The 19,800-nt window shown below is 53.2% G+C and carries 16 protein-coding genes; 9 read left to right on the forward strand and 7 right to left on the reverse strand.

The features are described 5' to 3' along the window. Positions 1 to 14: 14 nt before the first annotated feature. Genes THS27_RS23645 through THS27_RS23655 form a run of 3 tightly spaced genes read right to left on the reverse strand, consistent with a single transcriptional unit; the run spans position 15 to position 2,837 of the window. The gene (locus THS27_RS23645; RefSeq protein ID WP_168184989.1) at positions 15 to 1,286 is read right to left on the reverse strand and encodes a TRAP transporter large permease; all 1,272 of its coding nucleotides are present in this window, start codon (positions 1,284 to 1,286) and stop codon (positions 15 to 17) included. Between the two features lies 1 nt (position 1,287). Beyond that, positions 1,288 to 1,764: a TRAP transporter small permease gene (locus THS27_RS23650; RefSeq protein WP_085595100.1), complete on the reverse strand. Its 477-nt coding sequence runs from the start codon at positions 1,762 to 1,764 to the stop codon at positions 1,288 to 1,290. A 59-nt stretch (positions 1,765 to 1,823) separates the two neighbouring features. Further along, on the reverse strand, positions 1,824 to 2,837 hold the full coding sequence (locus tag THS27_RS23655; protein WP_168184990.1) for a TRAP transporter substrate-binding protein: 1,014 nt from the start codon (positions 2,835 to 2,837) through the stop codon (positions 1,824 to 1,826). 168 nt (positions 2,838 to 3,005) lie between these two features. Between THS27_RS23655 and THS27_RS23660 the strand changes: the two genes are divergently transcribed. The 7 genes from THS27_RS23660 (at position 3,006) to THS27_RS23690 (ending at position 13,634) form a co-directional block, all read left to right on the forward strand. Next, positions 3,006 to 4,169 carry a mandelate racemase/muconate lactonizing enzyme family protein gene (locus THS27_RS23660; protein WP_085595104.1) on the forward strand — a complete coding sequence of 388 codons (1,164 nt, stop codon included), beginning with the start codon at positions 3,006 to 3,008 and terminating at the stop codon, positions 4,167 to 4,169. Next, positions 4,159 to 4,887 carry a FadR/GntR family transcriptional regulator gene (locus THS27_RS23665; protein ID WP_085595106.1) on the forward strand — a complete coding sequence of 243 codons (729 nt, stop codon included), beginning with the start codon at positions 4,159 to 4,161 and terminating at the stop codon, positions 4,885 to 4,887. The genes THS27_RS23660 and THS27_RS23665 overlap by 11 nt, the downstream gene beginning before the upstream one ends. Positions 4,888 to 6,135: 1,248 nt before the next feature. Continuing rightward, a complete protein-coding gene (locus THS27_RS23670; protein WP_085595108.1) occupies positions 6,136 to 7,725 on the forward strand; it encodes an ABC transporter substrate-binding protein in 1,590 nt (529 codons plus the stop codon). A 277-nt stretch (positions 7,726 to 8,002) separates the two neighbouring features. After that, positions 8,003 to 9,010 (forward strand): ABC transporter permease, encoded by a 1,008-nt coding sequence (locus THS27_RS23675; RefSeq protein WP_139835724.1) that lies wholly within the window; start codon positions 8,003 to 8,005, stop codon positions 9,008 to 9,010. After that, the gene (locus tag THS27_RS23680; protein ID WP_085595110.1) at positions 9,007 to 9,834 is read left to right on the forward strand and encodes an ABC transporter permease; all 828 of its coding nucleotides are present in this window, start codon (positions 9,007 to 9,009) and stop codon (positions 9,832 to 9,834) included. The genes THS27_RS23675 and THS27_RS23680 overlap by 4 nt, the downstream gene beginning before the upstream one ends. Further along, positions 9,827 to 11,458 carry an ABC transporter ATP-binding protein gene (locus THS27_RS23685; protein WP_085595112.1) on the forward strand — a complete coding sequence of 544 codons (1,632 nt, stop codon included), beginning with the start codon at positions 9,827 to 9,829 and terminating at the stop codon, positions 11,456 to 11,458. Before THS27_RS23680 ends, THS27_RS23685 begins: the two co-directional genes overlap by 8 nt. A 160-nt stretch (positions 11,459 to 11,618) precedes the next feature. After that, positions 11,619 to 13,634, forward strand: a complete 2,016-nt coding sequence (locus THS27_RS23690; protein WP_085595114.1) for a CocE/NonD family hydrolase — start codon at positions 11,619 to 11,621, stop codon at positions 13,632 to 13,634. A 74-nt stretch (positions 13,635 to 13,708) separates the two neighbouring features. Here the strand turns inward: THS27_RS23690 and THS27_RS23695 are convergent, their stop codons facing one another. Beyond that, positions 13,709 to 14,623: an alpha/beta hydrolase gene (locus THS27_RS23695; protein WP_085595116.1), complete on the reverse strand. Its 915-nt coding sequence runs from the start codon at positions 14,621 to 14,623 to the stop codon at positions 13,709 to 13,711. A gap of 50 nt (positions 14,624 to 14,673) precedes the next feature. Beyond that, complete coding sequence (locus THS27_RS23700; RefSeq protein WP_085595118.1) at positions 14,674 to 15,606, reverse strand: L-lactate dehydrogenase; 933 nt, start codon at positions 15,604 to 15,606, stop codon at positions 14,674 to 14,676. A gap of 85 nt (positions 15,607 to 15,691) precedes the next feature. Between THS27_RS23700 and THS27_RS23705 the strand changes: the two genes are divergently transcribed. Then, a complete protein-coding gene (locus THS27_RS23705) occupies positions 15,692 to 16,078 on the forward strand; it encodes an ester cyclase (RefSeq protein ID WP_085595120.1) in 387 nt (128 codons plus the stop codon). Positions 16,079 to 16,249: 171 nt separating this feature from the next. Here the strand turns inward: THS27_RS23705 and THS27_RS23710 are convergent, their stop codons facing one another. Both THS27_RS23710 and araD read right to left on the reverse strand, forming a co-directional pair. Further along, positions 16,250 to 16,972 carry a ribonuclease activity regulator RraA gene (locus THS27_RS23710; protein WP_085595126.1) on the reverse strand — a complete coding sequence of 241 codons (723 nt, stop codon included), beginning with the start codon at positions 16,970 to 16,972 and terminating at the stop codon, positions 16,250 to 16,252. Positions 16,973 to 16,991: 19 nt separating this feature from the next. Then, positions 16,992 to 18,734 carry an L-arabinonate dehydratase gene (gene araD, locus THS27_RS23715; protein WP_085595127.1) on the reverse strand — a complete coding sequence of 581 codons (1,743 nt, stop codon included), beginning with the start codon at positions 18,732 to 18,734 and terminating at the stop codon, positions 16,992 to 16,994. A gap of 248 nt (positions 18,735 to 18,982) precedes the next feature. On the opposite strand from araD, the gene THS27_RS23720 reads away from it, so the two are divergent. Then, positions 18,983 to 19,702, forward strand: coding sequence for a GntR family transcriptional regulator (locus tag THS27_RS23720; protein WP_085595122.1), 720 nt, complete (start codon positions 18,983 to 18,985; stop codon positions 19,700 to 19,702). The last annotated feature ends 98 nt before the right edge of the window (positions 19,703 to 19,800 follow it).

Consider the following 19,800-nt stretch of genomic DNA (forward strand, 5'->3'; position numbering starts at 1 on the left):
ATTGAGTCCAGACCCTAGTGACTGGAAAACATCAAAACAAGACCGGGCCACAAGACAGTTATCGTCAAAACGGTCCCCAGCAAGATGTAAAAGGGAAACAGATACCGCATCACCTCTTTGACCGAGCACTTGGCAATTCCGGCAGTAATGAACAATAACAACCCAACCGGTGGTGTGACATTACCGTAAACCAGCGCAAGGCACATGATGATGCCAAAATGCACCGGGTCGAACCCGTAATGCGCGCCCAGCGGCGCAAATACCGGCACCAGAATAATAACCGCAGCGGTTACATCAACAACACAGCCAATCGCCAGCACCACCGCTATAACCAGTAAAACAGCCATCAACGGATTTGACGTCAGGCTTTCAACCCAAAGCACAATCGTTTGTGGCACCTGGGCAAGCGCAAGCACCCATCCGAAAATTCCGGCCGCCGCAATGATCAAGCCAATAATGCCGGTGGTCATCGCGGCATCGGCCACAACACGGTAAAACTGCTTAAGGCCAATTTCGCGATACAGCCCCAAACTGATCAAGGCGGCATAGACCACGGCCACGGCACCTGCCTCGGTCGGGGTAAATATTCCGCCTAAAATGCCCCCAATCAAAATCAACGGGGCAAGCAATGCGGCAATCGCATAACGCAAAGCCTTAAGGCGACCGGCCCACCCGATCCGCTCGCCACTGGCCCAGCCATACCGACGCGCCATCATATTATTAACGATGAACAGGCCAATCGTAATCAAAACGCCCGGCACAATACCGGCCATGAACAGATCGCCAACCGACACACCGGCAAGTGACCCGTAAACAACCATTATAATAGACGGCGGAATAATCGGACCAATCGAGGCACTGCAGGATTCAAGGGCGGCCGCATACCCTGCCGGATAACCGGCCTTCTTCATCGCCGGGATCATAACCGAACCCGTCGCAGATGCACTCGCCGCACTTGAGCCGGTCAATGCCGAAAAAATCGAACTCGACAAAACATCGACCTGCGCCAGCCCGCCGCGCCAATGCCCCACCAGACTTTCGGCAAAGCCTATCATACGACGGGCAATGCCACCTTGCTCCATAATCGCACCGGCCAAAATGAAAAACGGAATTGCCAGCAAAGATGTACTATCGAGCAAAACGAAAATGCGCTGTGGCACAACGGCCATCGGTATATGCATCCCCGATGTTAACAACGCCAAAGCCCCTGAAAGGCCCATTGCCGCAGCTACCGGAACACGAAACACCAAAAACGCAACAAAAGAAACGATCAATGTAATCAGCATGTCAGAACTCATCGCCCTCAGAAGTGCGACCGCGCATAAGGTCGACAAGATGTGCAATCGAAAATAGCGTGGCAAGAACCCCGAAAATCGGCAAAATCAGCTGAACCCAGGCAATTGGCACCCCCATAGCGGGCGACAAAGACGTCCAGTTATGTTGCATCAGTGTATTGCCGGGAATACCAACAAGGGCGGCAAAACCGATAAGTCCCAGATCGGCCAGAATTAACAAAAATCGGCGAACCTTGGGCGGTGCCATTTCCTCGATAAGGTCGATAGCAAGATGTGCGCCCTTGCGACACATTATGGCCCCGGCCAAAAACACCAGCCAGATGAAACAATAGCGCGAAAGTTCATCGATCCAGGCCAGAGAGTCGGAAAACACATACCGCATCACGACCTGACCAAACGTAATCAGAACGAAAAACAGGAAAATGGTCACAATGATTGCTGTCAAAATCCGTTCAAAAAGCTGGATCATGAACCCTCTCGTTTTTAGCCGTCAAAGGATTGTCTGCGCTTGCGGCGCAGACAATGACCTTAGGCGTTGAGCAACAAATTCACCAGATTCTGGCCTTCGGCACCAAGATCCTTGGTCAGAACATCCCATGTTGGCTTGACAATTTCACGCAAGGCCGCCGCATCGAGATCTTCATTAACAGCAATTCCGCCCTTGACTAGCGTATCGAGTGCAGCCTTGTTATCGGCGCGCGCCTGAATGCGCTGGTCGTTAAAGGCTTCACGGGCCGCCTGTTTAACAGCCTTTTTATGCTCGTCCGAAAGCCGTGACATCGCAATATCACTGATCACTAGATGAAGCGGGTTATAAAGATGGCGGGTCAGGCTGTAATATTTTGCGACCTCGTCAAATTTCTGCTGGGTCACCACCGCAGGCGTGCCTTCAGCACCATCTACAATGCCCGTCTGCATGGATGTATAAACATCGGCATAAGGAATGGGCGTTGGTGCCGCACCCAGTGCTTTCATCGGCAAAATATGAAGGTTCGCCTCCGGCACACGAAGCTTCAGCCCCTTGAAATCAGCCGCGCCCGTAATAGGCTGTTTCACATTAAAGACTGACCGCCAGCCAAGCTCGCCCCATGCCAGAATCTGCATTCCGGCGTTTTTTGCCAATGCATCTGAAAGACGGTTGGAAAATTCGCCTTGCAATGCACGGTCAGCTTGCTCGGGACTGCTATAAGAATAATAAAGGGCCGCCGTTACCATCACCGGGGCAATGTTGGCAGTATAATCCGGCCCCGACGATGTCAGATCGATAGAGCCAAGCCCGAGACCTTCATAAAGATCACGAAGATTGCCAAGCTGACCTGCGGGAAACACCTGCACTTCAACCGATCCATTCGTCGCAGCCTTAACCTTTTCTGCAAAGGCAACATAAGCCTTATGCGTTGCACTGTCGGTCGATTCAACATGTGCGGCACGCAATGTAACCACCGACTCTGCCCACGCCATGCCCGGTGAACCAAAAACCGCCAATGCAGCAGCAGATGCCGCCGAAACGGCAGTTCCGCGCAGCAAATCGCGTCGGGTCATCAACCCACGTTTCCTAGAGTTTGTCATTATATCCTCCCAGTGTTTCTGAATATTTGCGACCATTGTAAAGACCGGCCAAACAGCCTGACTTGCTTGACATGTGAAATGGATGCTGTCAATAATTGATTAGACCAATATACCAATTGGACCAATTTTAGGAGAGCGTTTGTGGCCGTTTTAACCCCTTTTTCTATCGCGGAAGTTACTGTTGAGGTGTTTCGCGTACCATTGGTCCGACCTTGGGTGTCTGCGGCACACGCCATTACGCATCACGAACATATTCTGATCGATATCACCCTCGAAAATGGCATGACAGGTACAGGTTGGTCCTCGACCATGGGTGTTGGCGGGGTGGCGGTAGCGACCCTTGCGCGCAGCTATCTTGCGCCAATGTGTATTGGCAAAAATGTCTTTGATCACGAAGCACTTTGGCTTTCGCTGTGGAAACGATGCCATCAACCCGGTTCAGGTGGGTTGGGTGCCCTTGCGGTTGCCGGTATTGACCTGGCGATATGGGATTTGCGTGGCAAACTGGCCGGGTTGCCGGTACGTCGCCTGATCGGGGGCGGCGTGGACGAATTACCCGTCTATGCCAGTGCCGTAAATTTACACCTTAGCGAGCACGAACTGATTGAACAAACACGCGCATTCCTTGACGCCGGAAACCAGCTGTTCAAAATCAAGGTCGGTCGCGATGATCCGCACGAGGATGTTTCACGCGTTGCTGCCGTGCGCAAAGTCATTGGCAACCGCCCCTTGATGCTTGATTCAAACCAGCGTTTCAAACCGGGCGAAGCTTTGCGCCGCATTGCAATGTATGAACCCTTTGATCCGGTATGGATCGAGGAACCGATGATCTCGGAAGACGCCGATAGCCATGCCCGCCTCGCCCGGCAATGCAAAATCCCGATTGCCCTTGGGGAAGAAGTATCAACCCGTTATGATTTCTGGCGTTATGTCTCGTCAGGTGCGGTCAGCTACCTGCAACCCAACGTTTTGAAGGTTGGCGGCATTACGGAATGGTTAAAAATCGCCCATCTTGGCATGACGGCAAACCTGACCATCGCCCCGCACGGCGCACTTGAGGCTTCTGCCATTGTGGCAACGGCCATTCCGGGCTGTTATGCGGTTGAAAATATTGACGGCGGGGCTTTCACAGATCAGGGTATCCTTGAAGAACCTTTAAAGGTACAAGGGGGCCGGATTCACCTGTCGGACAAACCGGGATTAGGCATCACCTTTGATCGCAAAGCGATTGGTGCCTATCGGGCGGACTTCGACACAACTGTAAATCTGGTCGATCCCGGGAGTTTCTATAATAATGGCCGCTAACAAGACAAGCAGCCCCACACCCAAGCGCATCATTGCACCGCAACGGCTGTTTCGCCAGATTGCCGATGCCCTGGAAGAACGGATTGTTGCGGGCGAGTTCCAGGCGGGCGACCGCCTGCCGACCGAACGCGAATTGTCCAGCTATTATTCAGTATCACGTACCAGTGTGCGCGAGGCATTGCTCACACTGGAAATCGCGGGTCTGGTATCTATTCGGGTTGGGTCTGGTGTTTATGTTCTGTCTCCTGACGTGCCGGAAAAAAGTGCCATCACCGAACAACCCGACCTGCCCGGCCTTGAGGAAATCCTTGGCGCACGCCTGATGTTTGAGCCGGAAATTTGTGCTGCTGCCGCGTCCAACGCAACGGCGGAAGACATTGCCCGTATTGCGGCAACCCTTGACGTTATGCGCGACGAACATCGCAATGCGGCAGAAACCGAACGTGGCGATCGCGAGTTTCATCACGCCATTTCCCAAGCCTGCGGCAATACGATAGCGCAGGACACGTTAAAACGTATTTGGGAAAGTATGAATTCGCCTTTATGGCAAAATCTGCAACGCCACATCCGCAGCCCGATATTGCGGTTAAAGTGGATCGAAGATCACGAAGCTATCTTTGCCGCCATTCGCGACAAAGACCGTACAAAAGCACGCAGCACCATGCGCCAGCATATCAAGCATGTTATTGATAATCTAAATCGTACCAATTTTCGCTAGTCATGTTTGCCCCCAAAATTTGATACGCCGGATTAAGGCAAGAACTGCAAGGCGATAGACCCTGCTATCGTCTGCAGTTCACTCGCCTGATCGCTTATCCTCATAAGCACATCTGCTTCCTGTTTCACTGCGGATGTCACCATTTATCGGGTGCAAAAGCATCGCCATCATAAAGCATTCAAATGCTTCAACATGGCCCGCCCGATTGATCATCACATTACGTATGTGATGCGCATGCCCGATTATGGCACCAATTACAGGGCATCGGTTATGGTCGGCGGGTTCCCGCCCTAACCGCCGGGTCCAACCGCGTCATCCTCAGCCGTCGTGACCAGTAAAAAAGCACCCCATGCACTAACGCGTGAGCACAATCCCCGGTTCGCTTCCCATCATTCGGTGGGCACGTAACAAGGCCGAAACCAGAATTTGCCCGCGCATCATCGAAACCGCACGGTCAATTCCCCACGTTAAAAAGTACATATCACAAGGCCATCCAGCGCCACGGAAGTCGCATCGTTTTCACGATTACCGGGAAATCTGTCGTCAACCATCCACGCACCTTGAAATTGCAACCGCAAATACCCGGGCATGGTTTCCCGGCACCTTAAAAATCACAATACCGGACCCATTATTACGAAAATGCCATCCTGGCCGCCGACACAACTTTCTGTAATAATTATTCCGTTTCAAATAACCTGATACATCATGAAACAGCCGGTCCAGCCGAAACGATTTTTTGATTCGTTAAAATGTTCATTCCCGCACAACGCGATTTAATTTGATGTCAAAGTACTTTTTGGCACTGTCCGAAGGCGTTCCGCATCAACAAAAATCTTTTAAAAACAAATGTTTAAATAAAAAGTACCGAATAACCCTCACCCCTTGGGTTGTCAGGAGCAATCATGTCGTGCAACCATAACAACGCTGCACCAAATGTGGTGTAACGTTTATACGGTTGTCGAAGGGGAACAATTCGCAGGGCCGGGCGTTCAATGCGCTGGCTAGACTGCAAGATACGCTGCTTTCCCGGAAACAACCGGCACAGTTTTAAGGGTATTATCCAGGTCATTTAAGGGGGGACACAAGCACACAACCATTACGGTTTATAACGGCCATTTTTCAATACCTGCACAAGACAGGTACAGGTCGCATAATGACCATACCCACCAGGTCACGCCCATAAAAACGAACAACAAGGGCCACACCAACTGGATCAGTATTATTTAAACACAAAAAAGGAAATCGGGGATGACTGACCCTCTTAAATATTTGACCGACAGCGTAAAAGCGCATGGCCTCAGCCGTCGCGAATTTATCGCAAGCTCGATGGCTGCCGGTTTGACACTTACTGCTGCGACCAGCCTGTATTCCAAAACAGCCAAAGCCGCCGAACCCAAACGGGGCGGGCACCTCAAACTGGGCCTTCAGGGCGGTGCCGCTACCGACATTCTGGACCCAGCCAAATCGCAGTCGCAATTCACCTTTGTGTTAGGCCGTAACTGGGGCGACACGCTGGTTGAAAGCCACCCGCATGATGGCACGGCGGTTCCATCCCTGGCTGAATCCTGGGAATCATCGGCCGACGCGTCAACCTGGACCTTCACCCTCCGCAAGGGCGTTCAGTTCCACAATGGCAAGGAACTGACCATTGATGACGTAGTTAAAACCCTTCATCGCCACACCGACAAAAAATCGGAATCCGGTGCCCTTGGCATTTTGAAATCCATCACCGATATCAAAGCCGACGGCGATAAACTGGTTGTTTCCCTGACCGAAGGCAACGCCGACCTGCCGCTGCTTTTAACCGACTATCACCTTGTCATTCAGCCAGGTGGCGGCAACGACGACCCCAATGCAGCAATTGGCACCGGGCCTTACAAACTTAAAACCTATGATGCCGGTGTCCGCGCCACGTTCGAGAAAAACGAAAATGACTGGCGTTCGGATCGCGGTTATGTCGATAGCATCGAAATGATCGTCATGAACGATGCAACCGCCCGCGTTGCCGCCCTGTCATCGGGCCAGGTTCATTATATCAACCGTGTTGATCCGAAAACCGTCAGCTTGCTGAAACGTGCGCCGAGTGTTGATATTTTGCAAACCTCGGGTCGCGGTCACTATGTCTTCATCATGCATTGCGACACCGCGCCGTTTGACAATAACGACCTGCGCCTGGCCCTTAAATACGCCATGGACCGTGAAACCATGGTTGAAAAAATCCTGGGCGGGTATGGCAAGGTCGGTAATGACTTTCCGATCAACGAAACCTATGCCCTGTTCCCCGAAGGCATCGAACAGCGTAAGTACGACCCTGATAAAGCCAAATTCCATTACAAAAAATCCGGCCATGACGGGTCCGTTCTGCTGCGGACATCCGATGTTGCCTTTCCCGGCGCTGTCGATGCCGCCGTGCTGTATCAGGAAAGCGCGAAAAAGGCTGGCATCAATATCGAAGTCAAACGTGAACCGGGTGATGGTTACTGGTCCAACGTCTGGAACGTGCAACCGTTCAGCACATCTTACTGGGGGGGGCGCCCGACCCAGGACCAGATGTATTCAACCGCCTACCTGTCAACCGCCGACTGGAACGACACACGGTTCAAGCGCGAGGATTTCGACAAACTTCTGCTGGCAGCCCGGGCCGAACTGGACCAGGCAAAACGCAAGGAAATGTATCGCGATATGGCCATGATGGTCCGCGATGAAGGCGGCTTGATCCTGCCAATGTTCAACGATTTCGTGAATGCCTCGAATAAAAATCTCAAGGGCTATGTTCACGACATCGGCAACGACATGTCCAACGGCTATGTCGCAACCCGCGTCTGGCTGGATAGCTGATTGATCCTGCGAAACATCCATAGATGTTTCGCGACCTGCCTGCCTGCGAACTGCCGGGGTATTCCCGGCAGTTCGATTAAACTGATTTTGCCTGACAGGAATTAACAACGTGCCGTTTTGCCGGCATTTTATGCCGTGCGGCAGCATTCGTTGTACCAAGCACATCATCGTTACACGCCACACCAATTCCAGCCGGGCCCACAACCGGCTGATCCGACGATAATATGCCTGATGCCCCGACTTCCTGGTCCGGCTCTCATCAAGGAGAGATCACCCCATGGATACAGCCATGGATGACGGCAAACCAAGCCGTCGCCGTCTGAAACATCGTTATCCGCTAACGGTTCTTATCCTGCAAAGGCTGGGACTAAGTGCGGGTCTTTTGCTGGCCGTGTCGATTTTGATTTTTGGTGGCGTGGAAGCCTTGCCGGGGGATTTTGCCCAAACCTATCTGGGGCAATCGGCCACTCCGCAAGCCATTGAAAACATTCGTTCCCAACTAGGGCTGGAGCGCCCGATAACCACGCGTTATTTTGAATGGCTTGGTAATGCTGTTCAGGGTGACTTTGGCGAAAGCTGGGCCAGCGGCAATTCGGTTTCAGAACAAATCGGCAAACGTTTGGGCAATTCGCTTTTTCTGGCGTTTTGTGCAGCAATCATATCCGTGCCACTGGCTGTGGGCCTAGGCATGCTTGCGGTTCATTTTCGCAATCGCGTTCCCGACCGCATCATCAACATTGTTTCTCTGGCAGCAATTTCCCTGCCCGAGTTTTTTATCGGTTATCTGCTGATCCTGTTTTTTGCCGTTAAATTTGGCGTCGCCAGTTTCCCCGCCACCGTTTATGACGGCATGGCCTTTAGCGACCGCCTGGCTGCCATTGCCCTGCCGACGGCGACGCTGGTGTTTGTGGTGCTGGCCCACATGATGCGTATGACCCGTGCCGCCATTATCAGTGTCATGTCGTCTGCCTATATGGAAACCGCCGAACTTAAAGGTCTGGGAGCCTTTAAAACCATCATCAAGCATGCCGCGCCCAATGCAATTGCCCCTATTGTTAATGTGGTGGCATTGAACCTGGCCTATCTGGTGGTTGGTGTTGTCGTGGTTGAAGTGGTGTTTGTTTATCCCGGCATGGGCCAGTACATGGTCGATGCCGTAACCGTGCGCGACATGCCGGTTGTGCAGGCCTGCGGCCTTATCTTTGCGGCTGTTTACATCCTGCTTAACATGGTTGCCGATCTGATCGCCATTATTGCCAACCCGAAACTGAGGCATCCGCGATGAGATTACGTGAAATTCCCATTACCGCCTGGATCGGCATTTTCGGCATTTTTCTGGCGTTCTTCTGTGCCATCTTTGCCCCGCTGATTGCCCCGCACGGGGAACGCGAAATTGTCGGTGATATCTGGGTGGCCGCCAATGACCAGTTCTGGCTTGGTACCGACAACCTTGGCCGCGATTTGCTTTCACGGTTGATTTTTGGCGCACGGACAACTTTGTTTGTTGCCCTTGCTGCCTCTATCCTGTCGTTTTCAATTGGCATTTTCCTTAGCTTCACAGCGGCGGTTTCGCGCGGCATCATTGATCAAACCCTGTCACGGTTTAATGATCTGATGATGTCGATCCCCACACTTATTTTTGCATTGGTCGTTTTGGCCGTGTTACCGCAAAATCTGTGGATCCTGATCGTGGTGATGGCCGTACTTGATTCCACCCGTGTCTATCGGCTGGGCCGGGCTGTGGCGCTTGACGTTGCTGTTATGGAATTTGTCGAGGCTGCCAAACTGCGCGGCGAAGGCAAAATGTGGATCATTTTCCGCGAAATCCTGCCCAATACCTTAACGCCGCTTCTGGCCGAATTTGGCCTGCGTTTTGCCTTTTCAATCCTGTTTTTATCCACCCTTTCGTTTCTGGGGCTGGGTATTCAACCCCCCGCGGCCGACTGGGGCGGTATGGTCAAGGATAACAAGGATGGCATCATCTTTGGTATTTCAGCTGCCCTTATTCCTGGCGGTGCCATTGCCGCATTGGCAATTTGCGTAAACATGGTTGTCGACTGGCTTCTGAAACGAACGTCCAGCTTAAAGGGGGGCCGCGGAGATGGCTAATATGTTATCGGTACGCAATCTTAAAATCGGCGCCACCACCTATCCGCCCGGGGAAAACCCCAAGGACATCGAAATTGTTCATGGTATTTCATTTGATCTGGAACGGGGCAAAGTCCTGGGCCTGATCGGGGAATCGGGTGCGGGTAAATCGACCATTGGCCTTGCCGCACTGGCCTATGGCCGGGGTGGTGTGCGCATTACCGGCGGGGAAGTCCTGCTTGACGGCGAAGACATTTTAAAAACGGACAAAAAAGGCATTCGCCAAATTCGCGGGGCACGGGTGTGCTATGTTGCCCAATCGGCGGCGGCGGCCTTTAACCCGGCGCATAAACTGGGCGATCAGGTGATTGAGGCCACACTTGAACATGGCCTGATGACACGTGACGAAGCCCGGGAACGTGCCCTTTATCTGTTTAAAATTCTCGGCCTGCCCGACCCGGACACCTTTGGCGACCGTTTTCCTCATCAGGTTTCCGGTGGGCAGTTACAACGTGCCATGACGGCAATGGCACTTTGTTCCAACCCCGAACTGATCGTGTTTGACGAACCCACCACAGCCCTTGATGTCACCACCCAGATCGACGTTCTGGCGGCCATCAAAAATGCGATCGAGGAAACCGGCACCGCCGCCCTTTACATCACCCACGACCTGGCCGTTGTCGCCCAGATTTCAGACGACATCATGGTGCTGCGTCATGGTGAAACTATTGAATATGGTAGTGTCCAGCAAATCATTGAAAACCCGCAGGAAGAATATACCCGGGCCCTGATTTCGGTACGCCAAACCAAACAGCGTGAAGCCAGGGACCAGTCCAACGCCTTGTTATCTGTCGATAATATTTCGGCATCCTATGGCAACGGATTTAAGGTCCTGCACGATGTTTCACTGCATGTGCCCCGCGGGCAAACCGTTGCGGTGGTTGGTGAATCCGGTTCGGGCAAATCAACACTTGCTCGCGTTATTACCGGGCTTTTACCCCCGAGCGAAGGGTCTATTACCTTTGCTAACGAGGCATTACCCCCCCAACACAAACAGCGTACCCGCGATCAGTTACGCCGTATCCAGCTGATTTATCAAATGGCGGATACCGCCATGAACCCGCGCCAAACTGTCGGTCAAATTATTGGTCGCCCGTTGACGTTTTATTTCGGCCTGCATGGCACGAAAAAGAAACAGCGGGTTCAGGAACTGCTCGACGAAATCGAAATGGGCTCGGGCTTTTACGACCGTTACCCGGCTGAACTTTCCGGCGGGCAAAAACAGCGTGTCGCCATTGCCCGCGCCCTGGCCGCAAAACCTGACCTGATTCTGTGTGACGAACCAACCTCGGCGCTTGACCCGCTGGTAGCAGAAGGCATTCTTGATTTGCTGATGCGTTTGCAGGCCGAAACCCAGGTGTCATATCTGTTTATCACGCACGATATCGCCATTGTCCGCGCCATTGCCGATTCAGTTGCTGTCATGCTTCAAGGCAAACTGGTTGATTTTGGCCCACGTTCAAGCGTGCTATCGCCCCCGTTCGACGATTACACCGACCTTTTGCTTAAATCAGTACCGGAAATGGAACTGGGCTGGCTGGAAAAGGTTCTGGCAACCCGTCGCATGGAAAGCGCTGATAACTAATTACAGCTGTTTTAACCACCGCCCGGGCTATGTCCGGGCGGTGGTTTTATTTTTGGACTAACACGATATTGCCAACGTTACCCTATTGCTGCCGCAAACCGATTTCAGGCTGGCAATATCAAGGCTGCCTTACCCCATGCACCCGAAGATTGGATAAACAATGACCAATGCCCCCTATTCCGTCATTGAAAATAAATGGATTACATTAAAGGATGGCACCCGGCTTGCTGCCCGCATCTGGATGCCCGACAGCGCCGATTTAACCCCCGTCCCTGCGGTGCTGGAATTTCTGCCTTACCGCAAACGTGACGGAACCAGCCCGCGTGATGAATCAACTTATCCGGTATTCGCCAGTGCCGGTATTGCCGGTGTTCGGGTTGATATTCGCGGCTCGGGTGAATCCGATGGTGTCATAGACGGCGAATATACCCCGCTGGAACTCGATAATGCCTGCGAAATCATCGCCTGGATCGCCGAACAGGCATGGTGTAATGGCTCGGTCGGGATGATGGGTATATCCTGGGGCGGGTTTAACTGTTTGCAGGTTGCTGCCCTGCAGCCACCCGCCCTAAAAGCCGTCATCTCCATCGCCTCCACAGTGGACCGCTATAACGACGACATTCATTACAAAAATGGTTGCCACCTTGCTGTTCAGCTTTCATGGGCCGCCACCATGCTGGCCTATCAGTCCCGCTCGCCCGACCCGGAACTGGTCGGCGGTCGCTGGCGTGAAATGTGGATGGAACGCCTGGAAAAAGAACCGTTTTTCATGGAAGAATGGCTCGATCATCAACAACGTGATGATTTCTGGAAACATGCCTCGATCTGCGAGGATTTCGACGCTGTCAAAATCCCGTCAATGGTGATGGCAGGCTGGGCCGACGGATACCGCAACACGCCAATACGCGCCATCGAAGGGATGCCAGACCGGGCCAAAGCCCTGATTGGCCCATGGGTACATAAATACCCGCACTTTGCGTGGCCCAAACCCCGTGCCGATTTTCATGGTGAAGCCATTCGCTGGTGGGATAAATGGCTGCGCAATGACGATAACGGGGCCGAAACCCTGCCCCAAATGCGTGCCTACATTCTCGATGCCGTCAAACCAGCCCCCCGGCGCGACCATGATGCCGGTTTCTGGGTCGCCAAAAAAACCTGGCAATCACCCGAAATGGTTCATTATACGGTCAGGGACGAAAGGCTGGTTATCGACGACGAAAATTCCCCCGTCGAAAGTCATAAAAACCACGATGTTTTTCTTAAATCCCCGCTTGATACAGGCACGGCCGCAGGCGAATATTTCACGCTGAAACCCGATGCCGAAATGGCAATTGACCAGCGCAGCGACGATGCGGGATCACTTTGTTTTGACAGCGCCCCTTTAACCGACAATCTGGATTTGCTGGGCAGGGCTGAAATTACGTTAAATGTTGCCTGCGATGCCGACTGGGCCAACCTTTGCGCCCGTCTTGTTGATGTGCACCCCGACGGTACGGCAGCCCGCATTTCCTTTGGTGTCCTTAACCTGGCTCACCGCGACCCTGCCGGGAATTATAACAACCCGCAGCCCATGCCACAGGGCGAAAAAACATCTGTCACCATCGTTCTTGATGCTTGCGGGTATCGCCTCCGCCCCGGTCACAAATTGCGGGTTGCCCTGTCCACCGCCTATTGGCCCATGATCCTGCCTGACCCGTTCAATGCCGGGTTAACCATCGATACGGCCAGCATCAATCTGTCCCTGCCGCTGTTGGGCGACCACGACCCAATCGACATGCCTGAACCCGAAAATCCCAATCCCCTGCCCACCTATATTGAACACCACCCCGCCACCACCCGGCGCGAAGTGCGGCATAACCTGACGCAAAATAAAACCGAATATTGCATTCTGGAAGACACCGGCGCGGTCGAACATCCCGATACCGGCCTGTCGACACGGCAAATTCGCGATGAAACCTGGGCAATATCGCTTGATGATCCGTTATCAATGCGTGGCCATGCCGTTTGGACATGCGATATGGAACGCGATGGCTGGTTTACCCGCACGGTTTGTACCGCAACGCTAAGCTGCACCAAAACCGACTGGCACATCGAAGCCCGTGTAATTGCCGTTGAACAGGACAAGGAAGTGTTTGAAAAAAACTGGAACCGCACCATCCCGCGCGATTTTATGTAACGACAATGCACCTGCAAAGCGGCCCGCAAAACCAATTGCGGGCCGTTATTTAATTCACCACCACCGGTAAGGGCTTATTGGCAAAACCCGGCCACCGCCCGGCACATATGGTCAAACCCGGTTTGGGCGCCGTCGCTCATATGGCGGGCCCGCAACCATCCATGCACCATTTGCGGTTCTTCGCGATATGTTACATTCACCCCGGCCAGTGCCAAACGGGCTGCATATTCCCGCCCGTCATCGCGCAACGGGTCAAAAAATGCAGCACTGATATAGGCGGCAGGCACCTTTGACACATCCTGCGCTTTCAGAGGGTTGGCGACCACATCGGCATCCGGTGCTGCTAAAATATTGCGATAATATAAAACATCCTGCGTGCTTAACCCCGGTGCATGTGCCATCTCAAGGTACGACCCGCAGGCAACATCACCGCCCAATGCAGGATAAATCAAAACCTGCCCGTTAATCGCCCGGGTCAACCCGGCTTCAACCGCCCGCAACATTAACCCGGCCACCAAATTGGCCCCGGCACTGTCCCCAATCACAACCAGTTGGTGCCCCCGCGCCACCAGATGGCGCAATACAGTAAACCCGTCATCCGATGCGGCGGGCCATACATGTTCGGGTGCCAGCCGATAATCAACCGCCACCAGCTCCGCACCGGTAAAGTCGGCAATTTCGGCACAAATGGCATGGTGACTATCGCGTGACCCCACAACAAAACCACCGCCATGCAAATATAACAAACAGCATTTTGTGCGTTGCTTTGCCGGGTGAAAATACCGCACCGGCACATTCTCAATTGTGCCATCCTCGAACCCCGACCCCGCCGGGTCTGGCGGGTTAAAACTGGCACAAAAGGCATCATACCAGGCGCGTTGCTGGGCGATGGATGCACTTACCGCATCTGGCGGATAAAACGCATCGGCCTGTTTTTGAAATTCCACAATGCCTTCATCTTCTGGCACTGGCGATAATGGACCCGTCATGCGTTTCTACCAAATATGTTTCATTTCATAGCCCTGCCAAACATCGCAGGCTAAATTTCAACCGCCTCAACGGTTGTTTTTAACAGGCTCGCGCTGCGGTGCAGGGCGTCGTTTTCCGTATTATCCAGGGTTGGTATCATATCGGCCATCACGCCCCCTGCCCCCACCACCCGCGGGATCGACAGGGCAACATCTTTCACCCCCGCCACATCACCCGTCACAACCGAAACCGATAAAACATCCTGCTGATCCTGCGCAATGGACTTTACAATCCGCGCCAGTCCTGCCCCGATCCCATAATAGGTTGCGCCCTTGCCATTAATGATTTTATAGGCGGCATTACGTACGCCATCATCAATTCCGGCTTTTACATCATCACTCAGGGGCGCGCCCATTTGCGCGGCAAATGACAATAACGGCTCCGACCCGGCACGCGCATTTGACCATGCCAGAACTTCGCTATCGCCGTGCTCACCCAGCACATAGGCATGTACAGATTGCGGCGAAATGTGCAAATGTCGGCCCAGTAAACTCCGAAACCGTGCAGTATCAAGAATTGTACCAGAGCCAATCACCTTATTTGCAGGTAACCCTGACAAGCGCGCAGTAATTTGCGTCATGATATCAACCGGGTTGGAGGCAATCAGCAAAATGGCATCCGGGGCTACACGCAAAACCTCGCCCACCACTTCCCTAAAAACAGCGGCATTGCGGCCCAAAAGCTCCAGCCGGGTTTCACCGGGTTTCTGGCTGACACCGGCGGCAAGAATGATCACTGACGCCCCTTGCAAATCAGCATAATCGCCAGCATGAACCATGCACGATGACATAAACGGCACGGCATGGGATATGTCCTCTGCCTGCGCCCGGGCAAGGTCGGCATTGCGGTCCACAAAAATGACTGAACTGGCGATGCCCATCAACGCAATGGCATATCCCGCCGAACTTCCGACCATTCCGGCCCCAACAATGCCAATTTTCATATCGCTACCTCGCGCTGATTTGTGTCTGATTGTATCCTAGCGTAAAACAGGTGCAGTTGCACGGCACCGAAACAGGGATACAAAAATGCTCCAATCCGACCTCGCCACACTTTATCGCCGCTATATCGACTGCTTAAACAATCAGGACTGGGACAATCTCGGGCAATATGTTCACGCTGATGCATCCCATAACGGCACTAAACTTGGTGTTGCCGGATACCGCGCAATGCTGGAAAACGATTACGAGCAAATCCCCGACCTGCGTTTTAACATTGAAATACTAAGCTGCGATGCGCCAATGGTTGCCAGCCGATTGATGTTTGATTGCACGCCCAAGGGGGACTTTTTGGATCTTGCCATCAATGGCCGAAAAATCAAATTTGCAGAGAACGTTTTTTATGAATTTCGCGACGGCAAAATCATCAATGTCTGGTCTGTTCTTGATAAAGTTGCCATCGAAGCCCAGCTTTGAAGCATTGTGAAAAATAGCGGCCCGGTCGGGTTTGGCATGAATTTTAATAACAGTTCAACACCTTGCGCCGCAGCACTACGCCCCAGCGACAGGCTCAAAACAAAACACCTCGTACATAGATGTACGAGGTGCACTTTGCCGCCGAATAGTTAAAAATCGGTCGTTAAAAAATCAGCGACCGTTTTTTTCGCGCCAGGCCTGAAAATCAAGCGGGGTTTGCGGGTTGGTTGCCGGGTACAGGCCAACAATGGTTTTACCTGCCAGAACCTGTTCAGTCACAAAATCTTCAAACGCCGTCATTTCCACGGCTTCGTCAGCAATTTCTTCAGCAATGTCGGCTGGAACAATAATCACGCCTTCGCGATCACCCACCACAACGTCACCCGGAAAAACCGCAACATCGCCACAACCAATCGGCACATTCATATCAAGCGCCTGATGCAATGTCAGATTGGTCGGTGCAGACGGGCGATTGTGATAGGCCGGAATGGCAAGCTGGGCAATTTCGGGGGAATCCCGAAACCCGCCATCGGTAACAATACCTGCAACACCACGCACCATCAGGCGCGATACCAGAATGGACCCTGCCGATGCCGCACGGGCATCCTTGCGACTGTCAATTACCATTACCGCCCCTTCGGGGCATTGCTCAACCGCAACCCGCTGCGGATGTTGCGGATTTTGAAACACGGTAATCGGGTTTAAATCCTCGCGCGCAGGGATATAGCGCAGGGTATAGGCTTCGCCGACCATATTGGGGCCATCAGCCTTTAACGGGCGCACATCCTGAATAAACTGGTTGCGCAAACCGCGTTTGAACAGGGCCGTACACAGGGTTGCTGTACTAACCTGCATATATTTTTCGCGGGTTTCCGCACTTAGTTTGATGGTCATCTTTAAACGCTCCGCCAGATCAGTAAATATCGGGTTCGCCAGCCGTGGGGCCGAAACCGGTTTCAAGAAAATCAAAATCGCAGCCTTCATTGGCCTGTTTGACGTGGCGGCCAAACATCCAGCCGTAACCCCGCGCAAAGGCCGGTTCCGGTTTTTTCCATTCTGCCCGGCGCCTTGCCAGCTCTTCGTCCGATACCTGCATTTCAATGGTGCGATCAGGTATACTGACCCGGATCATATCGCCGGTTTTAAGCAAGGCCAACGGCCCGCCAATAACGGCTTCAGGTGCGGCATGTAACATACATGCCCCGTACGACGTGCCACTCATGCGCGCATCGGACAGGCGCAACATATCGCGCACGCCCTGTTTCACCAGCTTGGTCGGGATGGGCAACATCCCCCATTCCGGCATGCCCGGCCCGCCCAGTGGCCCGACATTGCGCAACACCATAACGTGGTCTGCCGTCACATCCAGGTTCTCGTCATCAACAGCGGCCTTCATTTCCGGATAGCTGTCAAACACCAGGGCCGGGCCAACATGTTCATAATATTTCGGATCACACGCCGATGGTTTGATCACACAGCCGTCGGGTGCCAAATTGCCGCGCAGCACGGCCAGCGACCCTTCCTTGTATATCGGGTTCGAAAGCGGGCAGATGACATCTTCGTTATGAACCTTCGCCCCTTCCAGCGTTTCACCCAGCGACACACCCGTTACGGTCTGGCAGGTCAAATCCAGCTTGGGGGCAAGCTGGCTCATCAGGGCACGCAGCCCCCCGGCATAATAAAAATCTTCCATCAGATATTTATCACCGGTCGGGCGAATATTGGCGATCACGGGTGTTGTCCGGCTTAACCGGTCAAAATCATTTAAATCCAGGTCAACCCCGGCCCGGCGCGCCATCGCAATCAGATGGATCACCGCATTGGTCGAACACCCCGTTGCCATCGCCACCGTTACCGCATTTTCAACCGATGCTGCCGTGATGACCTGGTCCGGGCGCAAGTCTTCCCACACCATATTCACAATCCGACGGCCCGATGCCGTACACATGCGAATATGGTTTGAATCCGCCGCCGGAATGGAGGTTGCACCGGGCAACGTCATGCCAAGCGCCTCGGCAATGGCGGTCATGGTGCTGGCCGTGCCCATGGTCATGCAATGGCCATAAGATCGGGCAATACCGCCCTCAATCCCCTGCCATTCCTCGTCCGAAATGTTACCGGCCCGGCGTTCATCCCAATATTTCCATGCGTCAGACCCACTGCCCAGCACATTGCCATGCCAGTTACCGCGCAACATCGGCCCGGCAGGCACATAAATGGTAGGTAACCCCATGCTGACCGCACCCATGATCAGGCCCGGTGTGGTTTTATCGCACCCGCCCATCAACACAACACCATCCACCGGATGAGACCGCAAAAGTTCTTCCGTCTCCATCGCCAGCATGTTGCGATACAGCATCGTTGTCGGCTTTACATAGCTTTCCGACAGCGAGATTGCCGGCAATTCCATCGGAAAGCCGCCTGCCTCGGTAATCCCGCGGCGGATATCATCGACACGGAATTTGAAATGCGCATGGCATGGATTGGCGTCCGACCAGGTATTGATAATGGCAATTTGCGGTTTGCCTTCCCAGTCTTCCGGGCCAAGGCCCATTTGCATGGCGCGTGAACGATGCCCGAATGACCGCAAATCATCAGGGGCGAACCACCGTGCGCTGCGCAGGTCTTCGGCTTTGATCGTTTTCTTGTTTGTCATGAATTCCTCGGAACGGTGGTCGATGGTCATATGGTCTGTTGATCAGAACTGGCAGAAATCAAAACCTGGCACAACTGGCGACAAACTGATCGCCTGAAAAACTGTCACTTCAGATTCCGGGTTCCAATCCCGATAACACGGGCACCTTGTTTTTAAATTATGTCGCATTAATGCGGATAGTAAAATATTAGTATTGCGCGTGCAAGGCATATTGTAGGATAAGACGAAGTGGCATAGGAAAGAACGCGATGAGACAAAAGATCACTGGTGGCATTCCCGAGAGAAGCCTGGATACAACACCTTTTCAAATCAGCCGGAACCGCCCGGTCGCGCTGCAGGTATATGAAGACCTGCGCGACAGAATTGTTTCGCTGGACCTAATGCCAGGATACAGCCTGTCACGCGCTGTGCTGGCCGATTTTTATGGTGTTAGCCAAACGCCGGTCCGCGAAGCGTTTTTGAAACTGGAAAAGGACGGGCTGGTTGAAGTTTTCCCGCAGTCAAAAACCCTGATTGCCCCTATCAGTATCCATAAGGTTAAATCCACCCATTTCCTGCGCACGTCGCTGGAACTTGAGGTGGCCCATAATCTGGCGCTGGCAATGGACAAGACAAAAATCGCCCCGGCAGAAAAAATTCTGACTGAACAACGCCACAGCAGCACTGAAACCGCCGCCTTTTCACGCCTTGACAGCGCCTTTCACCGCGCCCTGTTTATTGCCGCCGGATACGAGGATTTATGGGAAGTCGTGCGCGAACATAGCGGTCATCTGGACCGGGTTCGCTGCCTGCAACTGCCCACACCGGGCAAGATCGAACGGGTAATTTTCCAACATGGCAAAATCATTGATGCCATCCATGCATCGGATCTTCATACCGCCGAATCCCACGTCCGCGACCATCTTTCCGGCTCGCTTAACGAACTCGACAATATCATTCAAAACAACCGCGAAATGTTTGGCGCCTGACTTCGCACTGCCATACCCCCGGCACCAAAACCAGTGGCTTAACGCCACATCGTAAAATAACGCGCCGCACATCATTGCCCTAGGCTCAGGACCTATTA

The sequence above is a fragment of the Thalassospira sp. MCCC 1A01428 genome (genome assembly GCF_002115825.1).
Taxonomy (GTDB): domain Bacteria; phylum Pseudomonadota; class Alphaproteobacteria; order Rhodospirillales; family Thalassospiraceae; genus Thalassospira.

Coding starts and splice junctions, on each gene's coding strand:
- THS27_RS23645 (WP_168184989.1), bottom strand. CDS start 1,286: ATGCTGATTACATTGATCGTTTCTTTTGTTGCGTTTTTGGTGTTTCGT.
- THS27_RS23650 (WP_085595100.1), bottom strand. CDS start 1,764: ATGATCCAGCTTTTTGAACGGATTTTGACAGCAATCATTGTGACCATT.
- THS27_RS23655 (WP_168184990.1), bottom strand. CDS start 2,837: ATGACCCGACGCGATTTGCTGCGCGGAACTGCCGTTTCGGCGGCATCT.
- THS27_RS23665 (WP_085595106.1), top strand. CDS start 4,159: ATGGCCGCTAACAAGACAAGCAGCCCCACACCCAAGCGCATCATTGCA.
- THS27_RS23670 (WP_085595108.1), top strand. CDS start 6,136: ATGACTGACCCTCTTAAATATTTGACCGACAGCGTAAAAGCGCATGGC.
- THS27_RS23675 (WP_139835724.1), top strand. CDS start 8,003: ATGGATACAGCCATGGATGACGGCAAACCAAGCCGTCGCCGTCTGAAA.
- THS27_RS23680 (WP_085595110.1), top strand. CDS start 9,007: ATGAGATTACGTGAAATTCCCATTACCGCCTGGATCGGCATTTTCGGC.
- THS27_RS23685 (WP_085595112.1), top strand. CDS start 9,827: ATGGCTAATATGTTATCGGTACGCAATCTTAAAATCGGCGCCACCACC.
- THS27_RS23690 (WP_085595114.1), top strand. CDS start 11,619: ATGACCAATGCCCCCTATTCCGTCATTGAAAATAAATGGATTACATTA.
- THS27_RS23695 (WP_085595116.1), bottom strand. CDS start 14,623: ATGACGGGTCCATTATCGCCAGTGCCAGAAGATGAAGGCATTGTGGAA.
- THS27_RS23700 (WP_085595118.1), bottom strand. CDS start 15,606: ATGAAAATTGGCATTGTTGGGGCCGGAATGGTCGGAAGTTCGGCGGGA.
- THS27_RS23705 (WP_085595120.1), top strand. CDS start 15,692: ATGCTCCAATCCGACCTCGCCACACTTTATCGCCGCTATATCGACTGC.
- THS27_RS23710 (WP_085595126.1), bottom strand. CDS start 16,972: ATGACCATCAAACTAAGTGCGGAAACCCGCGAAAAATATATGCAGGTT.
- araD (WP_085595127.1), bottom strand. CDS start 18,734: ATGACAAACAAGAAAACGATCAAAGCCGAAGACCTGCGCAGCGCACGG.
- THS27_RS23720 (WP_085595122.1), top strand. CDS start 18,983: ATGAGACAAAAGATCACTGGTGGCATTCCCGAGAGAAGCCTGGATACA.